Source organism: Acidovorax sp. GW458-11-26-14-TSB4, assembly GCF_059423865.1.
The window spans coordinates 254256-278087 of record NZ_JBWKYR010000007.1; the positions used below are offsets into that span (position 1 = coordinate 254256).

A 23832-nucleotide genomic window follows, 5' to 3' on the forward strand; every position below is an offset into this window, starting at 1 on the left:
TCAGTGGCTCCGGACGGGATGTGCGGGCGTGGATGGGTAGCTGCTGGATGCCGCAGCTGCCATCACCGACCCATTGATGGTGCCCGCGTTTTCCAGCAGTTGCAAGGCCAGGCGCTGCAGGTCCTGCGGGTTCTGGGTGGAGACCGCCGTAGTGTGCACCTGCCCACCCAGGTGGCGCTCGGCACAGTCCTGCAATGTCTGCAACGCGACAAGGGTTTTGCGGCGTTCCCGTACGCCAGATCCGCGCACCAGGGCCGCCACTGTACAGGACAGTCCGGTGTACTGCGCCATCTGTTTCAGGCTTTTGTAGGTGGTGAGCACTCCGGCGGAGCCGCCCTCCATCACCATCAGCGGGGTGGTGCGGGTATGGGTGAGCAATTGGCCCAGCAGGGGGGCAGGCGCATGCAGCACCAGGATGCTGTAGGCGCGGAAGTAGGGCTGGATGTCCTGCAGCGGCGAGACATGGGCGGGGTGGTCGCAGCGGGTGAGCTGCCACAGTCCCCGGGCGGCGGGAATCACCGCCAGCGAGGATGCTCTGGCGTCCCCCTCCAGGCCGTCGTGCCAGGGCGCCCGGCGCAGCAGGTGGTACAGGCCGGGCGAATCTTCACTTTCGTAGCCCGTGGCATCGAGCACCACGACCGGGTAGCCCATGCGCTGCAGGCTGGCGCAGACCTGCCACAGGGTTTCCAGGCCGCTGCCGGCCTGCTCCTGGCTGGCCACGGCCAGCACGCGCAGTTCGGTCTGTGGCGTGAAGCTGTGCAGGCTCGCGGCCTGGTGGAATCCGGTATCAAGCATCGACCAACCCCCTGTCGGTTACCAATTCGGGTGAATGCGAAAAGAAGAAATTCAGGTCGCTGGCCTTGGGGTCGAACGGCGACTTGACCGGGGCGCGCATGGAGGTGCCGATGAGCTGGTGGGCGTCGGCCGCTTCCCAGTCCTCGGGCACGCGCTGGCCGTTGGTCACGCCGCGCAGCACCATCTGGTGGCGGATCAGTGCATCGATGGAGGGGCCGAGCTTCACAGCCTCGTCCACCTTGGACAGGATGGCCTGCTGCGAGCCGTTGGTCTTGAACGAGGTCAGCACGTCGTCCAGCGTATCGCCATGGCAGCCGGCATTGAGCACCAGCAGGCGGTTGACGTGGGGCAGGTCGAGCACGTCGAGCATGTCGCGCTTGCGCGGATCGCGCGGGGCCACGCCCGTGGTGTCGATCAGCACCATCTTCTTGCCGCTGAGCAGGCCCAGCAGGTCCTGCAGCGCGGCGCGGTCGTGCGCCAGGTGGGCCACGATGCCCAGCATGCGGCCATAGGTGCGCAGTTGCTCGTGGGCGCCCACGCGGTAGGTGTCCAGCGTGATCAGGCCCACGCTGCCGGGGCCGTGGATGCGGGCGCACAGGGCCGCCAGCTTGGCCGTGGTGGTGGTCTTGCCGACGCCGGTGGAGCCCACCATGGCGAAGATGCCACCCTGTTCGTACAGGGGCAGGGCGCCGGCATCGGTCTTGAGGTTGCGCTCCAGCACGTCCATGAGCCAGCGCACGGCTTCGCCGGCCGACAGGTCCTCGGGCAGGCGTTCGAGCACGGCGCGTGCCAGGGCGGGCGAGTAGCCGGCCCGGATCATCTTGAGCATCAGGTTCGACTGGATCGGGTTCTGGCGCGCCTGGCCCAGCCAGGCCAGCGTGTTGAAGCGGTCCTCGATGAGATCCTTCATCGATTGCAGCTCGCTCATCAGGTTCTGCTGGTTGTTCACCTGCGCATTCGAGAGCGAAGGGGCCTCGTGGCGCTGTTGTTGTTGCTGCTTGCGCGGCGCGGGCTCGGGCAGGTCCATGGGGATGGAGCGCAGCGGGTTGTGGCGCGCCACCTGGGCGGCGGGGCGCTCGCGCGCCAGTTCCTCGGCGCGGTCGCGGCTGCGCTGCATCATGGGCACGGGATCCGAGGGGCCGGCAATGGCCTCGTGGCGGCGGCGCAGCATGCGCTCGCGCACATAGTCCTGGAAGGACAGGGTGCTCATGGCCAGTTGCTCGGTGTCTTCCTCGACCGGGTTGCGGTTCATGGCGGCCGGCTGGGGCGCGCGGGGCTGCGGCGACTGCTGCTGTTGCTGCTGGCGCTGGCTGGCCTGCACCAGGGGCGAGGGTGCGCTGTGCGCCGGCTGCCTGGCGGCCGCGGCACTGTCCAGCGACGAGAGCGTGTCCTCGGCCGTGGCCATCACTTCCACGCCGTTGGCGGTGGGGCGGTTGGACAGGATCAGTGTGCCATCGCCAAAGGCCATGCGTGCTTTGGCCAGTGCTTCACGGGACGTGGCGGCGTGAAAGCGTTTGATGTTCATGATGCACCTTTGAGGATGGGCCCGATACGGATCGTGTGGGTCTCGGGAATTTCACTGTGGGCAAGGACCTGCAGGCGGGGCGCGACGCGGCGCACCAGGCGGGAGATCGCATTGCGGATCTGGTCGGGCACCAGCAGGCAGGCCGGCAGGCCCATTTCTTCCTGGCGCAGGGCCACTTCGGCGGCCTTCTGGGTCAGGATGTCGGCCACGCCGGGGTCCAGCGCCGGGGCTGCGGTATTGCCCAGGGCCTGCACCAGCAGGCGCTCCAGGCCGGGCTCGATGGCGATGACGTTGAGCTCGCGCGTCGGGCCGTAGATCTGCTGCACGATGGCGGGCGACAGGGCGATGCGCACGCGGCGTGCCAGCTCCACGGGGTCGGAGATGCCGCCGGCATGCTCGGCCAGGGTCTCGATGATGGTGCGGATATCGCGGATGTGCACAGACTCTTCCAGCAGCAGCTGGAGGACTTTCTGGAACGTGGCGATGGAGACCATTTTCGGGACGACTTCTTCGATGAGCTTGGGGGCCAGTTTTGCGACGTGTTCCACCAGTTGCTGGGTTTCCGTGCGGCTCAGCAACTTGGCTGCCTGCACTTGCATCAAGTGTGACAAATGCGTGGCCATCACGGTTTCCGAATCAACGACCGTAAAGCCGGCCATTTGCGCCGCTTCCTTCTGCCGGTCGTCGATCCAGTGCGCGGGCAGGCCGAAGGCCGGGTCGGTCGTGGGGGTGCCGATCAGCGGCGTGGTGATGCCGCCGGGGTTGATGGCCAGGAACATGCCGGGGAAGGCCTCGCCTTCGCCCACCACCACACCGCGCAGCGTGATGCGGTAGCCGCTGGGCTTGAGTTCCAGGTTGTCGCGCACGTGCACGGCCGGGGGCAGGAAGCCCACTTCCTGCGCGAACTTGCGGCGCACGCCCTTGATGCGGGTCAGGAGATCGCCCTGGCGGCTTTTGTCCACCAGCGTGATCAGGCGGTAGCCCAGCTCCAGGCCGAGCAGGTCCACGGGCTGCAGGTCGTCCCAGGTGGCTTCGCCGTCGGTGGCCACGGGGGGCGGTGGTGCCACCTCCTCGGGCACCTGCTGGCGCTGGTGCATGGTCCAGGCCCAGTAGCCCAGGGCGCCGCCGGTCACCAGGAACACCAGGTGGGGCATGCCGGGGATCAGGCCGAGCAGGATCAGGATGCCGGCCGTCACACCCAGCACGCGGGGCGACATGAACAGCTGCTGCACGATCTGGCGGCCCATGTCCTGTTCCTTGCCCACGCGCGAGATCACCATGGCGGCGGCGACCGAGATCAAGAGGCCGGGGATCTGGGCCACCAGGGCGTCACCGATGGCCAGCAGAATGTAGCTGTCGGCGGCCTGCTTGGCCGAGAGGTCGTGCTGCAGCACGCCGATGGCGAAACCGCCGATGATGTTGATGAGCAGGATCAGGATGCCGGCGACGGCATCGCCGCGCACGAACTTGGAGGCACCGTCCATGGAGCCGAAGAAGTTGGCTTCTTCCGCCACTTCGGCGCGGCGGCGCTTGGCTTCCTTCTCGTCGATGAGGCCGGCGTTGAGGTCGGCGTCCACCGCCATCTGCTTGCCGGGCATGGCATCCAGGGTGAAGCGCGCCGACACTTCGGCGATGCGCTCGGCACCCTTGGTCACGACCACGAAGTTGATCACCACCAGGATGGCGAACACGATCAGGCCCACGGCGAAGTTGCCGCCGATCAGGAAGTGGCCGAAGGCCTCGATCACGGCGCCCGCGGCACCCGGGCCGGTGTGGCCTTCCAGCAACACCACGCGGGTGGAGGCCACGTTCAGCGACAGGCGCATCAGCGTGGTCAGCAGCAGCACCGAGGGAAAGGCCGCGAAGTCCAGCGGCCGGACCATGTAGGCCGAGACCATCATCACCATCAGCGCCACGGCGATGTTCAGGGTGAAGAAGGTGTCCAGCATCCATGGCGGGATGGGCAGCACCATCAGCGCCAGGATGGCCACCACCAGCAGCGGCGCCGACATGCCCTGAAGGGCGGCGCTGTTGCTGCCCGCCCATTGCCGAAGGGAGTTCAATTGGTTCATGGCGCGGTGCCTTGCACGGTGGAAGACGAAGATGTCTTGTTCAGCGGATCGAGTTCAGGCGGGACGTAGGGCTCGACCAGGTCGCCCGGCATCTGTCCCTCGCCGCGCAGCGCGGCCTTGAGGCGGTACACATAGGCCAGCACCTGGGCCACGGCGGCGTACAGCGTGGCGGGGATGGCCTGGTCGATCTCGGCGTGGGCGTACAGGGCCCGGGCCAGCATGGGCGACTGCAGCACGGGCACGTCATGGGCCTTGGCCAGATCGCGGATGCGCATGGCGACGAGGTCGGTGCCGCGCGAAATCACCTGCGGGGCGGCCATGGTCTTGTCGTCATACTTCAGCGCCACGGCATAGTGGGTGGGGTTCATCACCACGAAGTCCGCCTTGGGAACGGCGGCCACGCTCGCGCCATCGGCCATTTCACGCTGCTTCTGGCGGATGCGGCCCTTGGTGTGCGGGTCGCCGTCGGACTCCTTGTGCTCCTGCTTGACTTCCTCGTGCGACATCTTCAGGCGCGACTTGAAGAAATAGGCCTGCAGCGGCACGTCGATCAGCGCCGCCATGAAGACCACCAGCAGCATCAGGCTGACGCCGGAGACCAGCCATTCGGACATCTGGCGGATCGCGGAGGGCGAGGGCTGCAGCACCAGCATGGCCACGCGCTCGATGCTGCCGGACATGTAGTGCCAGGCCACGGCAGAGATGATGGCCGTCATCAGGACCATCTTGGCCACGTTGGCCATCTGCTGCTTGGAGAACAGGTTGGTGAACCCGGAGATGGGGTTCAGGCGGTTGAACTGGGGGCTGATGGGCTTCATGCTGAAGATCCAGCCACCAGCGCCGATGGCGCTGAGCAGGGCGGCGCCACTGGTGAGCAGGGCGAACACGGTGCTGGCGATCAAGCCCACGATGACCACGGTCCGCATGCGGTCCAGCATGGTGGCGGGCGCCATCACGGTGTCGGCGTTGAACACCAGCTGGTGCGCCAGCGCCTGCTGCAGCTGCCCCATGAGCGTGGGCGCCAGGACCAGCATGGCGCCGCCGCCCGCACCCAGAATGGCCAGGTGCGACAGGTCGCGCGAGCGCGCACCCTGTCCGTCCTCGCGCGCTTTCTGCAGCTTGCGTTCGGACGCCGGTAGGCTTTTTTCTTGGCTGGATTCCATGATGGCGTGACAACTCGTGTCCTGCCATTGTCGTGAGCGACCCGGAAATCTAAAGACGGATAAAGGGCGGCTGCAGGCCCCTTTTCCCTTGTAAGCTGTGAGAACAGGTTCTTACCGCCGCGCAGCGCAGAGCGCGCGGTCATGGGCTGGCGCTGCTGCGCCACGCCGGTGGAACGATGGATCAGAAGCCCAGGCTGGCCAGCAGATCGTCCACCTGGGACTGGTCGGTCACGATGTCCGGGGTGTTCTCCGGATCCACCACGGGGCCGGCGAGGTGCTCGCGCGGGGATTCGGCCGCCAGCGCCGAGGGCACCTGGGCGTTGGGCGGTGCGGTCTGGATCAGCAACTGCACCAGTTGCTCTTCGATGGTGGCGGCCAAATTGACCACGCGGGCGATCACCTGGCCCGTGAGGTCGTGGAAGTCCTGCGCCATCATGATTTCGGTCAGGTGCGTATCCGCTTCCATGGTGACGCGCTCCACGTCGGTCAGGAAGTTCATGATTTCGCCCTTGGCCACGGCGGCCACGGGGTCTTTCACCAGCGAGGCCACGACACGGCGCGTCTCGGCCGCAATGAAATCATGCTGCGCCTTGGCCTGCTCGACCCGGTTGAGCACCTTTTCCGCGGCCTCGCCCGTGAGGCGGGCGATGTAGGACAGGCGGCTCTGCGCGTCCGGCAGTTCACCCATGGAGCCGCGCAGCTTGTCGGCGTAGCCCAGTTCGTTGAGCGAGTCGTGCAGCTGGCGGGTCAGCAGGCCGATCTTGTGGTGAACATCGGCCGTGGGTTCACCCTGGGGGGCGTCTGGTGTTTCCATGGCGTCACATTCCCATTTTCTTGAGGATCAGCAGGACCTTTTCCTCCAGCGTGGCCTTGGTGAAGGGCTTGACGATGTAGCCGGCAGCACCGCCCTGGGCGGCCGCGACGATGTCTTCCTTGCGGGCCTCGGCGGTCACCATCAGCACCGGAAGGTGCTTGAGCTTGTCGTCTTTCTTGATTTCCGCCAGGAGCTGGAAACCATTCATGTTGGGCATGTTGATGTCCGTCACCACGAAATCAAACTTGCTGTTGCGCAGTTTGTTCAGTGCGGCGACACCGTCCTCGGCCTCGTCGGCATCGGCAAATCCGCTCTCCTTGAGCAGATTGCGGACGATGCGCCGCATGGTGGAGAAGTCGTCAACGATCAGGAAGCGAAGGGCTGTGGTCACTTGGGACCCTTTCGGTCGAAATAGGCTGGTTGTATTGTCAAGTGTGGCAGGTTTGGTGACAAGTCGTAACGAGCCTCACCGGCCAGTCGTTGGATTTTCGCGCTTTTCCGTCGGCAGTTCGGGAGCACTGGCCGCAGGAGTCCCCTTGCCCAGGAGACGTTCTTCGGCCTCCCGAGTCAGCACCGTGATGGTAATACGGCGATTGGCGGGTGCGCGGGGATTCGTGGGTTCGAGCAGGTCGCTGGCGGCCAGGCCCACCACGCGGCCCAGCTTGGCGTCGGGCATGCCGGCCGACACCAGCTCGCGGCGCGAGGCGTTGGCCCGGTCGGCCGACAGCTCCCAGTTGCTGTAGCCGCGCTCGCTGTTGCCATAGGGCACGGCATCGGTGTGGCCGGCCAGGCTGATGCGGTTTTCCACTCCGCCCAGCGCAGCGCCGATCTCGCGCAGGATGTCGCGCATATAGGGCTTCACCAGGGCGCTGCCGCTGTCGAACATGGGGCGGTTCTGGTCGTCCACGATCTGGATCTGCAGCCCGTCGGGCGTGACGTCAATGCGGATCTGCGATTTGTATTCGTTCAGGCGCGGGTTTTCGGTGATCAGCGCATCGATCTTGGCCTGCAGCGCCTTGATGCGCTCCTGGTCCTGCTTGGCGCGCTCGGCGCGGGCGTTGTCGATGCTGGCCTTGCGGTTGTTGTCGGGGTCGGAGTCGGAGCGGCGCACCTGGCCGTGCACCTTCGAGAGATCGTTGCCGCCGCCGGGGATCACGCTGGAGCTGTTGCCGGCACCATCGCCGCCGGTCATTGCCACCTTCAGGGGGGAGCTGAAGTAGGCGGAAATACCCTGCAGTTCGCCCTTGGCGGTGGAGCCCAGCAGCCACATCAGCAGGAAGAAGGCCATCATCGCCGTCACGAAGTCGGCATAGGCGATCTTCCAGGCGCCGCCATGGGCGGCATGGCCGCCCTTCTTGACGCGCTTGATGATGATGGGCTGAAGCTTTTTTTCTGCCATGATGCTAGTGGGGGCTTACTTCTTGCCCTTCACATGCCCTTCGAGTTCGGAGAAGGTTGGCCGGTCGGTGGAGAACAGGACCTTGCGGCCGAATTCGATGGCCGTGGCGGGGTTGTAGCCCTGCATGCTGGCCAGCAGCGTGGACTTGATGCACAGGAATTCCTTGGCCGCATCTTCGCTCTTTTGCTCCATCAGACCGCCCAGGGGTTCCACGAAGCCGTAGGCCAGCAGGATCCCGAGGAAGGTGCCCACCAGGGCCGAAGCGATCATGCCGCCCAGCACCGACGGGGGCTGCCCCACCGAGCCCATGGTGTTCACCACCCCGAGCACGGCGGCCACGATGCCGAAGGCCGGCAAGGCGCCAGCCAGGCGGGCAATGGCCGCCACCGGGGCGTGGGCTTCCTGGTGGTGGGTGTCGATCTCATTGTCCATCAGTGCCTCGATCTCGTGGGAGTTGAGGTTGCCCGAGACCATCATGCGCAGGTAGTCGGTGGTGAACTCGATCACGTGGTGGTCGCTGCCCACGGTGGGGTATTTCTTGAAGATCTCCGACTCATGGGGGGCTTCCACGTCCTTCTCGATCGCCATCAGGCCTTCCTTGCGGGCCTTTTGCAGGATGTCGTAGAGCATGGCCAGCAGCTCCATGTAGCGTGCCTTGGTGTATTTGGATCCTTTGAAGGCGGCCGGAACGGCCTTCATGGTCGCCTTGAGCACCTTGGGCTGGTTGTTCACCACGAAGGCGCCCAGCGCGCTGCCGCCGATGGTGATGAGCTCGAAGGGCAGGGCCTTCAGGATCACCTGGATGTTCCCGCCGTGCACGATGTACACGCCGAAGATGCAGACCATGCTGACGACGTAGCCAATGATGACGAACATGCTGATTCAGTTGTTTTTGGCGGGCGCCAGGCGGGGCTGGGCGGTTGCGGTGGAAACACGGCACCGGGCCGTATCGCTGGTTTCACTGTATCTGATTGTGCGCGAACCAGTCCTGCGAGCAAGCGGTAAAGCGCCCGCCACTTCAACGGTTGCCCGGCTTGGGCGGGATTTCCGCCGGTTTTCCCGATTTCGCACGCCCCTGGAGTGTTTATGCTACGCGATGCCAGGGGCTTTCGAGAATCGCGGTTTCCGCAAATCCCAACGAGACACAGGTGATCTAAACATGACAACAGGCCCGTTTGCGGACATCCGCGTAGCGCTGGAGCGCCGCCCATGAAAGCCGTGCTGCTGGCCGGCGGCCTGGGCACCCGCATCTCCGAAGAGTCGCACCTGCGGCCCAAGCCCATGATCGAGATCGGCGGGCAACCCATCCTGTGGCACATCATGAAGACCTATGCCGCCCATGGCGTCAATGACTTCATCATCTGCCTGGGCTACAAGGGCTACATCATCAAGGAGTACTTCGCCAACTACTTCCTGCACATGTCGGACGTGACCTTCGACATGGCCGAGAACCGCATGGAAGTGCACCACCGCCATGCCGAGCCGTGGCGCGTGACGCTGGTGGACACGGGCGCCTCCGTGCAGACCGGCGGGCGGCTCAAGCGCGTGCGCGAGTACCTGTCGCCCGAAGAGCCCTTCTGCTTCACCTACGGCGACGGGGTGGCCGACCTGGACATGGCGGCGCAGTTCGCCTTCCATGCCGCGCACGGCAAGCTGGCCACGGTGACGGCGGTGCTGCCGCCCGGCCGCTATGGCGCGCTGGTGCGTGACGGCGATGGCAAGGGCCAGGGCGTGAGCGGCTTCGTCGAGAAGCCGCGCGGCGACGGCGGCTGGATCAATGGCGGGTTCTTCGTGCTGTCGCCTGCGGTGCTGGACCGCATCGAGGGCGACAACACGCCCTGGGAGATGGCGCCCATGGAGAGCCTGGCGCGCGATGGCGAGTTGATGGCCTTCGAGCACCATGGCTTCTGGCAGCCCATGGACACGCTGCGCGAGAAGAACCTGCTCGAAGAGCTCTGGCAAAGCGGCCGGGCGCCCTGGAAGTGCTGGTGAGCATGGCCCTGCCCGATCCCCATTTCTGGCGCGGCAAGCGCGTGTTGCTTACCGGGCACACGGGTTTCAAGGGCAGCTGGCTGGCCCTGTGGCTGCAGCGCCTGGGCGCCCAGGTCACCGGGATTGCCCTGTCACCGGCCACCGTACCCAGCCTGTTTGCGCTGGCGCGCGTGGCCGACGGCATGGACAGCCATGCCTGCGACGTGCGCGATGCGGGCACCACGGCGGCCCTGGTCCAGGCGGCCCGGCCCGACATCGTGCTCCATCTGGCCGCCCAGGCACTGGTGCGCGCCAGCTACACCGCGCCGCTCGATACCTATGCCACCAACGTCATGGGCACGGCCCATGTGCTTGATGCCTTGCGCGGTCTGCCCGGCGTGCGCGTGGCGCTGGTGGTGACCACCGACAAGGTCTACCGCAACCGCGAGTGGGTCTATCCCTACCGCGAGGACGATGCCTTGGGAGGACACGACCCCTACAGCGCCAGCAAGGCCGCGGCCGAGATCGTGGCCGCGAGCTACCGCGATGCCTTCCTGTCCGCGCAGGGCGTGGCGCTGGCCACGGCGCGGGCCGGCAATGTGATCGGGGGCGGCGATTGGGCGCCCGAGCGCCTGCTGCCAGATGCCGCGGCGGCCTGGTCCGCCGGCCAGACCCTGGTGCTGCGCAACCCCCATGCCACACGCCCCTGGCAGCATGTGCTGGAGCCGCTGGCGGCCTATCTGCGGCTGGCCGAACTGCTCTGGGAAGACGCTTCGAAGGCCGGGGCCTACAACTTCGGACCTGCGCCCCACGAGGCCGCCACCGTGGGGCGCGTCATCGAGATCGCCCAGGGTGCCTACCCCGAGGCCGCCGTGCACTACCAGAGCGACGTGAAGCACCCGCACGAAGCCGGTTTGCTGGCGCTGGACACGGCCCTGGCACGCAGCCGGCTGGGCGTGGTGCCCTGCTGGGCGCTGCCTGAGGCCGTGGGCCGCACCATGGCCTGGTACCGGGAGTTCCATGCCGGTGCCTCTGCGCGCACACTGTGCCTGTCCGACCTCGGCGCCTACGAGGCAGCTTGCCAGGAGGGTGCCACCCCATGAGCCGCTTTGCCGTGGAGACCACGCCGCTGGCGGGCCTGGTGAGCGTGCAGCGCCAGCCGCTGGCGGACAGCCGGGGCTTCCTGGCACGCATGTTCTGCGCGCAGGACCTGGCCCCCGCCGGCTGGACGTGGCCCATCGCGCAGATCAACCATACCCATACCCTGCAGCGCGGCACGGTGCGGGGCCTGCATTTCCAGCACCCGCCTGCGGCCGAGGCCAAGCTGGTCAGCTGCCTGCGCGGCGCTGTCTGGGACGTGGCGGTGGACCTGCGGGCCGGCTCCCCCACCTTCCTGCAGTGGTTCGGCCGCGAACTGTCGGCCGCCAACCACCAGGCGCTGCTGATCCCACCCGGCTTTGCCCACGGCTTCCAGACCCTGGCCGATGATTGCGAGATGTTCTACCTGCACTCCGCCCCGTACGCGCCCGCCGCGGAAGGCGGGCTCGATGCGCTCGACCCGCGCCTTGCCATCACCTGGCCCTTGCCCGTGGCCGAGCGCTCACCGCGCGATGCCGAACACCCCCTGCTGACACCCGCGTTCGCCGGGCTGTCGCTGCCTTGAGCGAGTTCCTGCCCCATGAAATGCCGCCACTGCGCCGCCCCCGTGATCCTGCCCCTGGCAGACCTGGGCACCGCCCCTCCCTCCAACGCCTACCTGCGCGAGCCGGCGCTGCATGCACCCGAGCGCTGGTACCCGCTTCGGGTGCTGGTGTGCGAGAACTGCTGGCTGGTGCAGGCCGAGGAGTTCGCCGCCGCCGATGCGCTGTTCGATGCCGAGTACGCGTACTTCAGCTCGTTTTCCAGCAGCTGGCTGGCCCACGCCAGTGCCTATGTGGAGGATATGGCCGGGCGCCTGTCCCTGGGCGCCCACAGCCAGGTGGTGGAGGTGGCGGCCAACGACGGCTACCTGCTGCAGTACGTGGTGGCGCGCGGCATTCCCTGCCTGGGCGTGGAGCCCACGGCCAGCACGGCCGCCGCGGCACGGGACCGTGGCATCGAGATCGTGGAGCGGTTCTTCGGCGTGGAATTGGCCCGCGAGCTGGTGGCCCAGGGGCATGCCGCCGATCTCACGGTGGCCAACAACGTGCTGGCCCATGTGCCCGACATCAACGACTTCGTGGCCGGCTTTGCCGTGCTGCTCAAGCCGGAGGGCGTGGCCACCTTCGAGTTCCCGCACCTGCTGCAACTGGTGCAGCAGTGCCAGTTCGACACCCTGTACCACGAGCATTTCTCCTACCTGTCGCTCATGACCGTGCAGCGCATCTTTGCCGCCAACGGCCTCACGGTGACCGACGTGCAGGAGCTGCCCACCCATGGCGGCAGCCTGCGCGTGTTCGCGCAGCGCAGCGATGCCGGTGCACGGCCGCATGAACGGGTGGCCAGTCTGCTCGCCCGCGAGGCCGCAGCGGGGGTCTCCTCCGCCGCGTTCTATGGCAGCCTGCAGGAGGAGGCGCTGCGCATCAAGCGCGAACTGCTGGCCTTCCTGCTCGACTGCCATGCACGCGGCCTCAAGGTAGGCGCCTACGGCGCGGCGGCCAAGGGCAACACCCTGCTCAATTTTGCCGGCGTGCGCGCCGACCTGCTGCCCTATGTGGTGGACCGCAATCCCGCCAAGCAGGGGCAGTACCTGCCGGGCAGCCGCATTCCCATCGTGGACGAGGCGCACCTGCGTGCGCACCGGCCCGACCGCGTGCTCATACTGCCCTGGAACCTGCGCGACGAGGTGACGGCGCAGCTGGACTATGTCCGCGCCTGGGGTGGGCAGTTTGCCGTGGCGGTGCCCCGCATGGAGGTGTTTGTGTGATCGAGATCCATGCCACTGCCAAGGTATCGCACCTGGCCGACATCGAGGACTCGGTGCGCGGCACGCGCATCGTCGTGGGTGCGCATTCGGTGATCGACAGCTTCGTCAAGGTCAAGCCTGCCGGTGGCACCGGCGATCTGGTCCTGGGCGAGCACGTGGTCATCAATTCCGGTTGCGTCCTGTACACGGGCAATGGCATCCGCATGGGCAATTCCGTCGCGATCGCGGCCAACTGCACCTTTGCCCCGGTCAACCACGCCTACGCCGAGCGCGGCCGTTTGATCCGCGAGCAGGGCTTTCAGGCCAGCAAGGGCGGCATCGTGATCGAGGACGATGTGTGGATCGGTGCCAACTGCGTGCTGCTGGACGGGGCCGTGCTGCGCCAGGGCTGCGTGGTCGGGGCCGGCTCCATCGTGCGTGGAGAGCTGAAACCGTATACCGTGTACGCCGGGCACCCGCTGCGGGCGGTGGGGGCGCGCACGTGACGGCCTTTACGGTGCTGGGGGCTTCGGGCTACATTGGCAGCCGCCTGGTGGCGCACCTCAGGGGCCAGGGCCATGCGGTCCGGGCGCCTGCCAGGGGTGATGCGGACATCTTCAGCCAGCCACTGGGCCATGCCATCTACAGCGTGGGGCTCACGGCCGATTTCCGCACCCGTCCCTTCGACACCGTGGAGGCCCATGTCGGGCTGCTGGCCGAGGTGCTCCAGCGGGCACAGTTCGATTCGCTGCTCTACCTGTCCTCCACCCGCGTCTACCTGGGCGCGGCCAGCACCGAGGAGGATGCGCCGCTGAGCGTGGTGCCTGGCGACCCGTCCTATCTGTACAACCTGTCCAAGCTGACCGGCGAATCCCTGTGCCACGCCAGCGGCCGTGCGGGCGTGCGCGTGGCGCGGCTGTCCAACGTCGTCGGGCCCGGGATGGACGCGCAGTCGGGCAACCTGGTGGCAGACCTGGTGCGCCAGGCGCAACAGGGGACCATGCTGCTGCGCAGCCACCCGGACAGCGCCAAGGACTACATTCACATAGACGACGTGGTCCGCTGGCTGCCGCGCATTGCGCTGGACGGCAGGTCCACGACCTACAACGTCGCCAGTGGCCGGCAGACCCGCCATGGCCAGTGGCTAGAGTGGCTGGGCGAGCACTATGGCAGTGCCTTCGAGGTGCAGGAAGGTGCGCCCTTGCAGCAGTTTGCACCCATCAGCGTGGCGCGTCTGCAGGCGGAGTTGGGGGTGGTGGCCCGACCGGTCTGGGGCGACGACAGCCATTGATGGACCCACATAGAAAGAAGTTATCCATGAAGAATCATTTGAGCACGGCCTTTTTTGGACTGAGCGACATGCCGGGTTTCATCCAGGGCATCCAGCAGTCGATCAATGGAATCAGTGGCCAGAGCGGGATCTACGCGGGCGACAATCTTTTCACCTACCACCGCAATCTGGGCTTTCTGGACGACGAGCCCTTGATGCGGGCCTTTGAAGCCCATGCGAGCACCGATATCGAAAAAGCGGTCCTCTGGCGCATGTCCACTGTGCTGTGGGGGGTGCGCAATGGCTTGCGCCTGGAGGGCGATTTTGTGGAGTGCGCCTGCTACAAGGGCACCACGGCGCGCATCGTGTGCGATGCGGTGGATTTCGCCAACCGCCCGGACCGCCATTACTATCTGTACGACCTGTTCGATCACGATCCGTCCCTGCCCCACCATGCGATGCCCGAACACAGCAAGCAGCTGTATGCGCAGGTGAAGGAGCGCTTTTCGGGATTCAACAACGTCACCGTCACCCAGGGCAAGGTGCCCGAGGTGCTGGCAGACGTCGCACCCCAGAAAATCGCCTTCATGCACCTGGACATGAACAATGCGGATGCGGAGGTCGGCGCGCTGGAGGTTCTTTTTGAGCGCATGGTCCCGGGCGCCGTCCTCATCCTGGACGACTATGGCTGGCTGGCCTACCGTGCGCAGAAGCTGGCCGAAGACCCCTGGTTTGCCAAGTACGGTTACCGTGTGCTCGAAATGCCCACTGGGCAAGGTTTGTTGATCAAGTAAGGCAATGCCCATGACCCCTTTGGAACAATTCAACCAAGAGCGGCAGGCCCGCCTGCAGGCTTACAGCACGGATGCCCCTTTCCAGGCGCTGTCGCAGCAATGGCTGCAGGCCTCCATGCAGCGGCAGTACGTGTACAACTTCGACTGGATGGGGCGCCCCATCATCCAGTACCCGCAGGACATGGTGGCCATGCAGGAGCTGGTGTGGCGTGTGCGGCCGGACCTCATCATCGAGACCGGCATTGCCCACGGTGGCTCCCTGGTGCTCAGCGCCTCCCTGCTGGCCCTGCTGGACATGAGCGATGCCATCGAGGCGGGGACCACACTCGACCCGCGGGTGTCCCGGCGCAAGGTGCTCGGGATCGATATCGACATCCGTGCGCACAACCGCGCCGCCATCGAGGCGCACCCCATGGCCAGCCGCATCGCCATGGTCCAGGGTTCGGCCATCGCGCCCGAGGTGGTGGCGCAGGTGCGGGACTTCGCCAAGGGTTACCAGCGCGTCCTGGTGTGCCTGGATTCCATGCACACGCACGAGCATGTGCTGGGCGAGCTGGAGGCCTATGCACCGCTGGTGACGCCGGGCAGCTACTGCGTGGTGTTCGACACCTTTGTCGAGGACATGCCGCCGCGCTTCTTTGCCGATCGGCCCTGGGACGTGGGCAACAACCCCAAGACGGCGGTGCGCCAGTGGCTGGCCGGGCATGCCGAGTTCGAGATCGACACCGAGATGGAGCAGCGCCTGCAGGTGACGGTCGCTCCGCAGGGCTTCCTGCGCCGAAAAGCCTGAACCGGCGGGCCCCTCAGATTTTGAGGGGTTCCATCCCCATTGCCTGGGTGGCATGCCGCAGGTAGGTCACGGCGAACTCGGTGTGGCCGTGCGCATGCTCGACCTCCGCGAGGCAGGCCAGCGCCACGGGGTCGTTGGGAACCGCGTTCAGCACGATTTCGGCCAGGGAGGTCACGGCAATCCAGTGGCGGTCCGAAATCTGGGTGCCGGACGCCTCGGCGGCCACAGCCGGCCGGGCAGAGCTCTTGGCCTTTTCGACCAGGTCCTGCAGGCGCTGGTGCGCCTCGGCCAGGCTGATCCGGTGGCCGGGTTTCAGGCCGACTCCGGGCACCGGAGGCTGCATCCATTCAGGTGGCAGATCGGACAGCCAGCCCTGCATGGCCTGAACCTGCGCTTCATGATCGTCCGGGTGCTCGGCGCTGGCCAGCCACTGCAGCCACATGGCGCGCAGGCCCTCGCCAAAATGGTGGTTGAAGATGTCCTCGCGCATCAGGGCCGAAGCCTCCACCTCGCTGCGCAAGCCCAGGCGCAGGGTGTTCAGGGCCTCGATATCGGCGGCCAGGCCGCAGGCGATGCGGACATAGTCCTCAGCCGTCTCGGCCAGCCAGTCGGAGCGTCCCAGGTAGGTGAGCAGGCCCACGCCCATGCGGCTTTTGAAACTCTGGCCCACCATCGAGACAATGGGAACGCCCATCCACAGCACGTCGAAGGTGGTGGTGCCGCCCGTCAGGGGAAACGGGTCCAGCGCAATATCGATGCGATGGTAGGTCAGGTACTGGTTGTCGCTGTGCAGGGCCACCAGTTCCAGGCGCTCCGGGTCCAGTCCCAGTCCCCGGCAGCGCTCCCGGTAGGCGTTGGCGAAATCGGGGCGGTTGAGGTTCTTGCCCTCGATGAGCAGGCGTGATCCGGGCACGGCCTCCAGTATGCGGCCCCACAGGGCCAGCACGTCATCGGTGAGCTTGCCCAGGTTGTTGCACGAGCCAAAGGTGACGAAGCCGTTTTCCAGCGCCGGCGTGGGCCGCACCAGGTAGCGCGGCTGGTAGCGCCACAGCGGGTTGCGGCTCATGGGGCGGTAGCAGGCGAACAGGGTGGGCAGGCGGTAGAGCTGCTCGGTGTACTGCTCCTGCGCGTCCGGCGGGTCGGTGACTTCGTCGGTGAACTTGTAGTCCAGGGCGTCGAGCCCGGTCGTGGCAGGGAAGCCCAGCCACGATACCTGCACCGGTGCCGCCTTGTGGGCCATGGCCAGCAGCCCGTTGTAACCCGTGTGGCCCGCCAGGTCGATCAGGATGTCGATGCCCTGGGCGCGGATGGCCTGGGCCTGCTGCTGCGCGCCCAGGCCTGCCAGCCGGACGAAATGGTCCGCGTGGTGCATCACGCGCCCGGTCACATGGTCATCGCGAGGAAAGAGGGAGAGGGCAAACACCTCGAACTGCCGCCGATCCAGTTGCGCCAGCAGGCCCTCCACGAAGTACATCACGGAGTGGACCCGAAAGTCGGGCGACAGGAACCCGATGCGCAGTTTGCGCCAGGGGTTGCCCCGGCGGTCGGCGTAGTCTGGCCACTGGGGCTTGAGCGGGGGCTCGAATACGGCCGCGAAGTCGCGGGCCGCGCGGGACAGGCTGCCCGCATCTGCGCCGGGGTCTGCCAGCATGAACAGCAGCCGGTTGGTGTGGTTGGACACCTCGGTCGGGGTGAGCGCAATCGCGGCCAGGCAGTCCTGCACCGCCTCACGGACCTGTCCCAGTTCGCGCCGGTGGATGGATGTCTGCGTCAGGGCGGCCGATCGTTCCTGGATGTTGGTGGTCAGTGCCGCCGCTTTCTGTGCCGCGCTGAAGCCCTCTTCGTGCCGGGCGAGCAGGTAGCAGCATTGCGACAGCTTGAGCCAGCAGATGGCCTTTTCGGGCCTGAGCTCGCATACTTTTTCCAGAATGGGCAAGGCCTGCGCATTCTGGGCGTGGTTGAGGAGCACGTTGCCGTAGTTGATCAGCAGTTCGGCGTCATTCGGCCACAGCAGCGCGGCACGGCGGTAGACCTCGATCGCTTCCTCGCCCTTGCCCTGGCAGTCCAGCGCATAGCCCAGCAGCCGCGTGGCCTGCAGGTCGCGCGAATTCTTGCGCAGAATCTGTTTGCACAGCCGCACCAGAAGGTCCCATTCGCTGGCCTCCAGGGCTGCTGTCAGTCGGCCGTCCATCGGGGCTTTTTTTCTGCCGTGCACTGTGCGTCCTTCGCGATCTGAATGGCGCCAGTCTAGCCAATGGAGGATGCGCGCACCGTGGCCCAGACAGGCGCCGCGTCCATGGGGCGGCCCGCTACGGCAATTACTGCAGCAGCTTCAGCACACCCTGCGGGATCTGGTTGGCCTGGGCCACCATCGCCGTGCCGGCCTGCTGCAGGATCTGCGAGCGCGACAGGTTGGCCGTTTCCGCCGCAAAGTCGGCGTCCAGGATGCGCGAGCGCGAGGCGGACAGGTTTTCGGAAGTGATGTTCAGCGATGCGATGGCCGTCTCGAAGCGCGCCTGCAAGGCGCCCAGCTTGGCGCGCTCGCCGTTGATGTAGGCCAGGGCCGAGTCCACGGTCTTCAAGGCTTCGGTCGCCTTCTTGAAGGTGGTCACGTCCAGGTTGGCCACTTCCTGCAGGTCCGAGGCGCTGTTCGCCGGAGTGGCCGTGTCGAACGCGTTGGTGCCTGTGGCGGTGGTGGAGAAGGACTTTTCGGAGTCCAGCACCACATAGCCGCTGATGGTGGAGTTGTCGGCACCCGACGCCGCGGCCAGGGTATCCGCCGCTCCGGCGGCGGTTCCGTCGGCCTGGAGCTTCTGGATGGTGACGGCGCCGGCATTGGCACCCGAGGCGGCGCCCTTGTAGATACCGATGTCCTGGCCGGTCGCATTGGTCAGCACGATCCCTGTGCTGGTGGCGTTCAGCGAGGCGGTGACGCCGGTCTTGGCGGACTGCTCATTGATGGCCGAAATGGCGTTGGACAGGCCATCCGAGGTGTTGATCGCCGAAACATTGAAGGAGATCGACTGGCCGAGCGCGGGTGCGGTGGGCACGTTCTCCGAACGCAGTTCGAAGGTGTAGGAGCCCACGGAAGTGAAGGACAGATCCACTTCGGTGCGGGCAGAGGCGGTGACGCCGGTGTTCGCGGTCTGCAGGTTGATGTTGTCGGCCATCGCCTTGGCCGTGTCGGCAGCCGTGATGGTGATGTTGCGCGAACCGAGGGCGCCGTTCACCGCCAGCGTTCCGCCGGTCACGCCGTTGGCACCCCAGGTGCCGGCGTTGGCACCGCTGCCCGAGCCGTTGGCCGAGGTGTTCTGGTTGTTGCCGTAAACACTGGTGCGCAGGTTGGCCGTGGCGGCGACAATGGTCTGGTTGGCGTTGGCACCGACCTGGAACTGCTGCGTACCAAACGTGCCGTTGAGCAGCTTGGCGCCGTTGAATTCGGTGGTTTGCGAGATCCGGTCCAGTTCGCTGACCAGTTGGCCCACTTCCTGGTTGAGCGCCTGGCGGTCGCTGGGGCTGTTGGAGGCGTTGGCCGATTGCACGGCCAGTTCACGCACCCGCTGCAGGATGTCGCCCGCGGCTTTCATCGCGCCTTCCGTGACCTGCGCCAGGGAGATGCCGTCGTTGGCATTGCGCGCCGCCTGGTTCAGGCCGCGGATCTGGCTGGTGAAGCGTTCGGAAATCGCCAGGCCGGCTGCGTCGTCCTTGGCACTGTTGATGCGCAGGCCCGACGACAGGCGCTGGATGGAGGTGTTGAGCGAGGTCTGGCTCATGCCCAGGTTGCGCTGGGCCGTCAACGAAGCGACGTTGGTGTTGATCGTGGCTGCCATGGAATGCTCCTTGAGGCTTGAGTGGACATTTGTGCCTGAGGGGGACTACCACCGTCCGGCAGGCGATTCGGGAACGATGAAAGAATTGTGTCCAAGGACCCCGGGGGGTGTTGGGCCGATAAAGCGCCAAAAAGCCTGCCAACTTGCAGGTTTGGGACTGAAACGGCGCGTACGGAGTGCCTCGCACGCCGCGCGCCCGGCCTTGGACGGCCTGCAGCGTCGCATCGCCAAAGACTTATTTGGTGTTGCCCTAAAGTTTCCCGGGCCGGCGTCGAAAAGACTCACAACGGAAGGCAAACCGCCCTCCGCCGTTCAACAGAAGGCCATGTAGGCGCTGTGGACCGTATAGCCGGGTGCCTTGCCTGGCACCAGGTTGGCGGCAACGCCATTTCAGTCAGTTCTTTTCAGGAGATTTGCCATGGCATCCACCATCAATACCAACGTCGCTTCGTTGACGGCCCAGCGCAATCTGGGCATGAGCCAGACGTCCCTCAATACCTCCATCCAGCGCCTGTCGTCGGGCCTGCGCATCAACAGCGCCAAGGACGACGCAGCCGGCCTGGCGATTTCCGAGCGCTTCACCAGCCAGATCCGCGGCCTGAACCAAGCTGTTCGCAATGCGAACGACGGCATCTCGCTGGCGCAGACCGCTGAAGGCGCCCTGAAGGCTTCCGGCGACATCCTGCAACGTGTGCGTGAGCTGGCTGTGCAATCGGCCAACGCCTCCAACAGCGCCGGTGACCGCCAAGCCCTGCAGCAGGAAGTGGGCCAACTGGTCAGCGAACTGGACCGGATCTCGCAAACCACTGAATTCAACGGCGCCAAGCTGCTCAACGGCACCTTCGGTACGCAGCAGTTCCAGGTCGGCGCCAATGCCAACCAGACCATCGTGGCCGCCACGGCCAACCTGCGCACCAGCGTCTACGGCAACAACCAGAACACCTCGGCCAACGGCTCGGGCAGCGGCGCCAACGCCGGTACCTGGGGTGCCAACGGCGTGACCGGCGGTACGCTGGCGGTGAACGGCGCCCTGGGCTCCAAGAACATCACCATCACGGCTGCCGATACGGCCAAGACCATGGCCGACAGCATCAACAAGGAGACTGCGAACACCGGCGTGACGGCCTCCGCCCGCACGGAAGTGCAGCTGAGCTTTGAGTCGGTGGGCGCCTACACCTTCGAACTGCGCTCGGACAACACGCCCACGGGCACGAACCTGGGCCAGTCGATTTCGTTCAACGTGACGGCTCTCGCCACGTCGGATGGTCTGTCGAATGCCATTTCCGCCATCAACGAGCAGTCGTCCAAGACGGGTGTGACCGCGTCGCTCAATTCCACCAACAACGGCATCATCCTGACCAATGCCACGGGCCAGGACATTGGTATCTACAAGGGTGCAGCCTCTGGCGTAAACGCAGGTGCGGTCAACATCCAGAAGCTGCAGGCCGACGGCACCGCCATCGGTGCGGCCGACACCCTGGCTGCCGCATCGGGTGCCGATTCCTCGACCGTCAGCGGCTACGTCGTGCTGGACTCCGACAAGTCCTTCTCGACCGTGGCCACCACGACGAACGCCTTCAGCACGGCTACTGCCGCGAACTCGGCCTCCGATCTGCAGGAAGTCGCCAACCTGGATGTGACCACGTTCAAGAAGGCCACCGAAGCCCTGAAGACGGTGGACTCCGGCCTGGCCTACATCAACGGTGAACGCGCCAAGCTCGGTGCTCTGCAATCGCGCTTCGAAACCTCGATTGCCAACCTGCAGGTGACGTCGGAGAATCTGTCTTCGTCCCGTTCGCGCATCCTGGATGCCGACTTCGCTTCGGAAACCGCCAACCTGTCGCGCTCGCAGATCCTGCAGCAGGCCGGCACGGCGATGGTGGCCCAGGCCAACCAGCTTCCACAAGGCGTGTTGGCCCTGCTGCGTTGATCGCAGGTATGGCGGGCAGGGCTTGAAGGGGCCCTGCGCAATGCCCGGGCGGCGACAGTTTTTCTGTCGCCGCCTTTTCACCTTCCGGCAGCGCGTGCCAGGAGCGCTGGAATTGGCGGGTTTCCTGGTGTGAATAAGGGCGTTATGGCCGTCGGATCGGCGCCATAATTTCCGTTGACCAGTTCAGGAGGATCTCATGGCTACCATTTCTTCACCCGGCCTCGCCACGAGCGGCCTGGATGTCAAGAGCATCATCGCCCAGCTGGTGAAGCTGGAAGAGAAGCCTCTAGATACGCTCAAGGTCCAGAAAGCCACGGTGGAAACCAAGATTTCCGCGTTCGGCCAGATCAAATCCCTCGTCTCGACGCTCGCCGATGCGGCGGGCAAGCTCACCAGCGTGACTGGCTGGAACGCCGTTGCCACGACCTCTTCCGACAGCAAGTATGTGAGTGCCACCGCCATTGGCGGCACGCTGCCAACCACCTTCAGTGTGGAGGTCCAGGGGCTGGCCAAGGCGCAGGCCACCGCGTCGGCGGCTCTGCTGCCCGTGGGCGGTGCCCTGGGCGCAGGCACTCTGCGCCTGGAACTGGGCCAATGGAGCGTGACCCCGGCCTCCTTCACGCCGGGAGCCGGTGCGCCAGTGGACATCAGCATTTCCGCCAGCGATACCGTGAACGACATCGCCAGCAAGATCAACGGCACCAATGCCGGTGTCACGGCCTCGGTGCTCAAGGATGCATCGGGGGAGCGCCTGCTGCTGCGCAGCAAGAGCACGGGCCTGGAGTCCGGCTTTCGCCTGAGCGTGATGGAAGGCGGCGACACGGACATCGCCAGCGCCGGCAACACCGATGCGACCGGCCTGTCGCGCCTGGTGGCGGGCAGCACCGTGACGCAGGTGGCGGCCAACGCCACGGCGAAGGTCAACGGGATCCCCGTGTCCTCGGCCACCAACACCTTCGAGAACACGATCTCCGGCGTCACCTTCAAGGCCGAACAGGTCACCACGGCGCCGATCGAGATCGGCGTGGCCAAGGACAACACGGCCCTGCAGAAGAACGTGACCGACTTCGTGACCGCCTACAACGCGGTCAACAGCATCCTCAACGAGGCCACCAAATATGATGCGGCCAACAAGAGCGCGGGCCTGCTGCAGGGGGATACGACGGCCGTTGCGCTGCAGAACTCCCTGCGCTCGGCCATCCAGGCCATCACGGGCGACAAGGCCGGCTTCCAGCGCCTGGCGGACGTGGGCATCACGCTGCAGCGCGGCGGTGACCTGGCCGTGGATTCCACCAAGTTCACCAAGGCCATGAATGAGAACATGGAAGACGTGAAGAACCTGTTCCGCAACCCGGGGCCGGGAACGTCCATGGGTGTTGCGGCGCGCGTCAAGGCGCTGACGACGGACCTGCTGGGAACCAATGGCTTCTTCAAATCCAAGGACGATACGCTGCAGCTGTCGCTCAAGCGCAATGCCAAGGACCAGGTGACGGCCCAGGACAAGATCGATGCCTTCGAGAAGCGCATCACGGCACGCTACAACGCACTGGACACCCAGATGGCATCGCTGAACGGGCTCAATGCCTACATCGCCCAGCAGGTGACCACCTGGAACAAGTCGACCTGACGGAAAGCCTTCAGTTTTGTCGGCGCCGGCCGATAAATAAAGCATCACACCGTAAGGACCATCCCATGTTCAGCGCCCACAATCCCCGTGCAGCCAACGCCTACCAGCGCATCAATGTGGAAACCAGCATGCACACGATTGACCAGCACCAGCTGGTCAGCCTGCTGTATGAAGGCGCTCTGAACTCCATCGCCACGGCGCGCGGTGCCATGGCCCGCGGCGACGTGCTGGGCAAGTGCAACGCGGTCTCCAAGGCCGTGCGCATCATCGAAGAGGGCCTGAGCACGGCCCTGGACAAGGTCGACGGCGGCGAGCTGGCCGAGAACCTGGGTGCCCTGTATGACTACTGCATCCGCCGCCTGATCCTGGCCAACGCCCGCAACGACGACGCCATGATGGAAGAAGTCATGCGCCTGATCGAACCCATCGCCCTGGGCTGGAACGAGATCAAGAAGAGCAACAACGGCGCAGCCCCGGCTGCCGCCACCGCTTCGGGCCAGCCTGTGCTGGTGGAGGCATGAACCATGTCCCACATGCTGATTGATTACTACAAAGCCATAGAAGACAGCAGCGCCAAGATGCTGGAGGCCGCCAAGCTCAAGGACTGGGATGGCGTGGTGCGCTACGAGGGCGCCTGCGCCGTGCTGATCGAGCAGCTGCGCTTCAAGTCCCAGGAGCACGAGTTGCTGCCCGAGCACCGCCGCGAAAAGACCCGCATCATGCAGCGCATCCTGCGCAACGACGCCCAGATCCGCTGCCTGGCCGAGCCCTGGCTGGCCCAGTTCGAGCACCTGTTCGAAGGCCAGCCGCAGATGATGCACTGAACGGGGCGTGAAGAAGGAAGGAGGCCGCCGGGCGGCGCCTCCGTCCACGGCCCTGCTTTCTGCCGGGAAGAAAAAAGCCACCGCACGTCGCAAGACGGCCGGTGGCTTTTTGCTGCCTGTTGACTACTGCAGAAGGCGCCTGGT

General features: G+C 65.8%; 22 protein-coding genes. 12 read left to right on the forward strand and 10 right to left on the reverse strand.

The genetic code is table 11. The annotated features are described in order from the left end of the window. The 8 genes from AC07X5_RS17180 to motA all read right to left on the reverse strand — a co-directional run bounded on the left by AC07X5_RS17180 (position 1) and on the right by motA (position 8644). Positions 1-795, reverse strand: coding sequence for a hypothetical protein (locus tag AC07X5_RS17180; protein ID WP_409960512.1), 795 nt, complete (start codon positions 793-795; stop codon positions 1-3). Continuing rightward, positions 788-2320, reverse strand: a complete 1533-nt coding sequence (gene flhF, locus AC07X5_RS17185) for a flagellar biosynthesis GTPase FlhF (RefSeq protein WP_494771138.1) — start codon at positions 2318-2320, stop codon at positions 788-790. The genes AC07X5_RS17180 and flhF overlap by 8 nt, the downstream gene beginning before the upstream one ends. Then, positions 2317-4392, reverse strand: coding sequence for a flagellar biosynthesis protein FlhA (flhA, locus tag AC07X5_RS17190; protein WP_494771139.1), 2076 nt, complete (start codon positions 4390-4392; stop codon positions 2317-2319). The genes flhF and flhA overlap by 4 nt, the downstream gene beginning before the upstream one ends. Then, complete coding sequence (locus AC07X5_RS17195) at positions 4389-5555, reverse strand: EscU/YscU/HrcU family type III secretion system export apparatus switch protein (protein WP_409960509.1); 1167 nt, start codon at positions 5553-5555, stop codon at positions 4389-4391. Before AC07X5_RS17195 ends, flhA begins: the two co-directional genes overlap by 4 nt. A 181-nt stretch (positions 5556-5736) precedes the next feature. Further along, positions 5737-6369 (reverse strand): protein phosphatase CheZ, encoded by a 633-nt coding sequence (locus AC07X5_RS17200; protein WP_409960508.1) that lies wholly within the window; start codon positions 6367-6369, stop codon positions 5737-5739. A 4-nt stretch (positions 6370-6373) separates the two neighbouring features. Continuing rightward, entirely contained in the window at positions 6374-6760 is a 387-nt protein-coding gene (gene cheY, locus AC07X5_RS17205; RefSeq protein WP_007852233.1) for a chemotaxis response regulator CheY, read from the reverse strand. Between the two features lie 75 nt (positions 6761-6835). Further along, positions 6836-7768, reverse strand: a complete 933-nt coding sequence (motB, locus tag AC07X5_RS17210) for a flagellar motor protein MotB (RefSeq protein WP_494771140.1) — start codon at positions 7766-7768, stop codon at positions 6836-6838. 15 nt (positions 7769-7783) lie between these two features. After that, positions 7784-8644, reverse strand: a complete 861-nt coding sequence (gene motA, locus AC07X5_RS17215; RefSeq protein ID WP_409960506.1) for a flagellar motor stator protein MotA — start codon at positions 8642-8644, stop codon at positions 7784-7786. 333 nt (positions 8645-8977) lie between these two features. Here motA and rfbF point away from each other — a divergent pair, with 333 nt between their 5' ends. From rfbF to AC07X5_RS17255, 8 genes are read left to right on the forward strand one after another with little or no spacing between them, the layout of a single operon-like run. After that, a complete protein-coding gene (rfbF, locus tag AC07X5_RS17220) occupies positions 8978-9760 on the forward strand; it encodes a glucose-1-phosphate cytidylyltransferase (RefSeq protein ID WP_494771141.1) in 783 nt (260 codons plus the stop codon). A 2-nt stretch (positions 9761-9762) separates the two neighbouring features. After that, positions 9763-10842, forward strand: a complete 1080-nt coding sequence (rfbG, locus tag AC07X5_RS17225; RefSeq protein WP_494771165.1) for a CDP-glucose 4,6-dehydratase — start codon at positions 9763-9765, stop codon at positions 10840-10842. After that, positions 10839-11402, forward strand: coding sequence for a dTDP-4-dehydrorhamnose 3,5-epimerase family protein (locus AC07X5_RS17230; RefSeq protein ID WP_494771142.1), 564 nt, complete (start codon positions 10839-10841; stop codon positions 11400-11402). Before rfbG ends, AC07X5_RS17230 begins: the two co-directional genes overlap by 4 nt. Before the next feature lie 15 nt (positions 11403-11417). Further along, positions 11418-12644: a methyltransferase domain-containing protein gene (locus AC07X5_RS17235; protein WP_494771143.1), complete on the forward strand. Its 1227-nt coding sequence runs from the start codon at positions 11418-11420 to the stop codon at positions 12642-12644. Further along, positions 12641-13129, forward strand: coding sequence for an acyltransferase (locus tag AC07X5_RS17240; protein WP_409960502.1), 489 nt, complete (start codon positions 12641-12643; stop codon positions 13127-13129). Before AC07X5_RS17235 ends, AC07X5_RS17240 begins: the two co-directional genes overlap by 4 nt. Further along, positions 13126-13914: an NAD-dependent epimerase/dehydratase family protein gene (locus tag AC07X5_RS17245; RefSeq protein ID WP_494771144.1), complete on the forward strand. Its 789-nt coding sequence runs from the start codon at positions 13126-13128 to the stop codon at positions 13912-13914. Before AC07X5_RS17240 ends, AC07X5_RS17245 begins: the two co-directional genes overlap by 4 nt. 26 nt (positions 13915-13940) lie before the next feature. After that, on the forward strand, positions 13941-14687 hold the full coding sequence (locus AC07X5_RS17250) for a class I SAM-dependent methyltransferase (protein WP_494771145.1): 747 nt from the start codon (positions 13941-13943) through the stop codon (positions 14685-14687). A 10-nt stretch (positions 14688-14697) separates the two neighbouring features. Beyond that, positions 14698-15477 (forward strand): cephalosporin hydroxylase family protein, encoded by a 780-nt coding sequence (locus AC07X5_RS17255; RefSeq protein WP_409960499.1) that lies wholly within the window; start codon positions 14698-14700, stop codon positions 15475-15477. Between the two features lie 13 nt (positions 15478-15490). Here AC07X5_RS17255 and AC07X5_RS17260 read toward each other — a convergent pair whose 3' ends face one another. Together AC07X5_RS17260 and AC07X5_RS17265 are read right to left on the reverse strand one after the other, a co-directional pair. Continuing rightward, entirely contained in the window at positions 15491-17668 is a 2178-nt protein-coding gene (locus AC07X5_RS17260) for an O-linked N-acetylglucosamine transferase, SPINDLY family protein (protein ID WP_494771146.1), read from the reverse strand. Between the two features lie 127 nt (positions 17669-17795). Next, positions 17796-19307, reverse strand: a complete 1512-nt coding sequence (locus tag AC07X5_RS17265; protein WP_494771147.1) for a flagellin N-terminal helical domain-containing protein — start codon at positions 19305-19307, stop codon at positions 17796-17798. A 418-nt stretch (positions 19308-19725) separates the two neighbouring features. Between AC07X5_RS17265 and AC07X5_RS17270 the strand changes: the two genes are divergently transcribed. From AC07X5_RS17270 to AC07X5_RS17285, 4 genes are all read left to right on the forward strand, one after another. Continuing rightward, positions 19726-21237, forward strand: coding sequence for a flagellin N-terminal helical domain-containing protein (locus tag AC07X5_RS17270; RefSeq protein WP_494771148.1), 1512 nt, complete (start codon positions 19726-19728; stop codon positions 21235-21237). A gap of 196 nt (positions 21238-21433) precedes the next feature. Beyond that, positions 21434-22864 carry a flagellar filament capping protein FliD gene (gene fliD, locus AC07X5_RS17275; protein WP_494771149.1) on the forward strand — a complete coding sequence of 477 codons (1431 nt, stop codon included), beginning with the start codon at positions 21434-21436 and terminating at the stop codon, positions 22862-22864. A 65-nt stretch (positions 22865-22929) separates the two neighbouring features. Beyond that, positions 22930-23385: a flagellar export chaperone FliS gene (fliS, locus tag AC07X5_RS17280; RefSeq protein ID WP_409955767.1), complete on the forward strand. Its 456-nt coding sequence runs from the start codon at positions 22930-22932 to the stop codon at positions 23383-23385. 3 nt (positions 23386-23388) lie between these two features. Next, a complete protein-coding gene (locus AC07X5_RS17285; protein ID WP_007860919.1) occupies positions 23389-23688 on the forward strand; it encodes a flagellar protein FliT in 300 nt (99 codons plus the stop codon). Positions 23689-23832 lie beyond the last annotated feature (144 nt).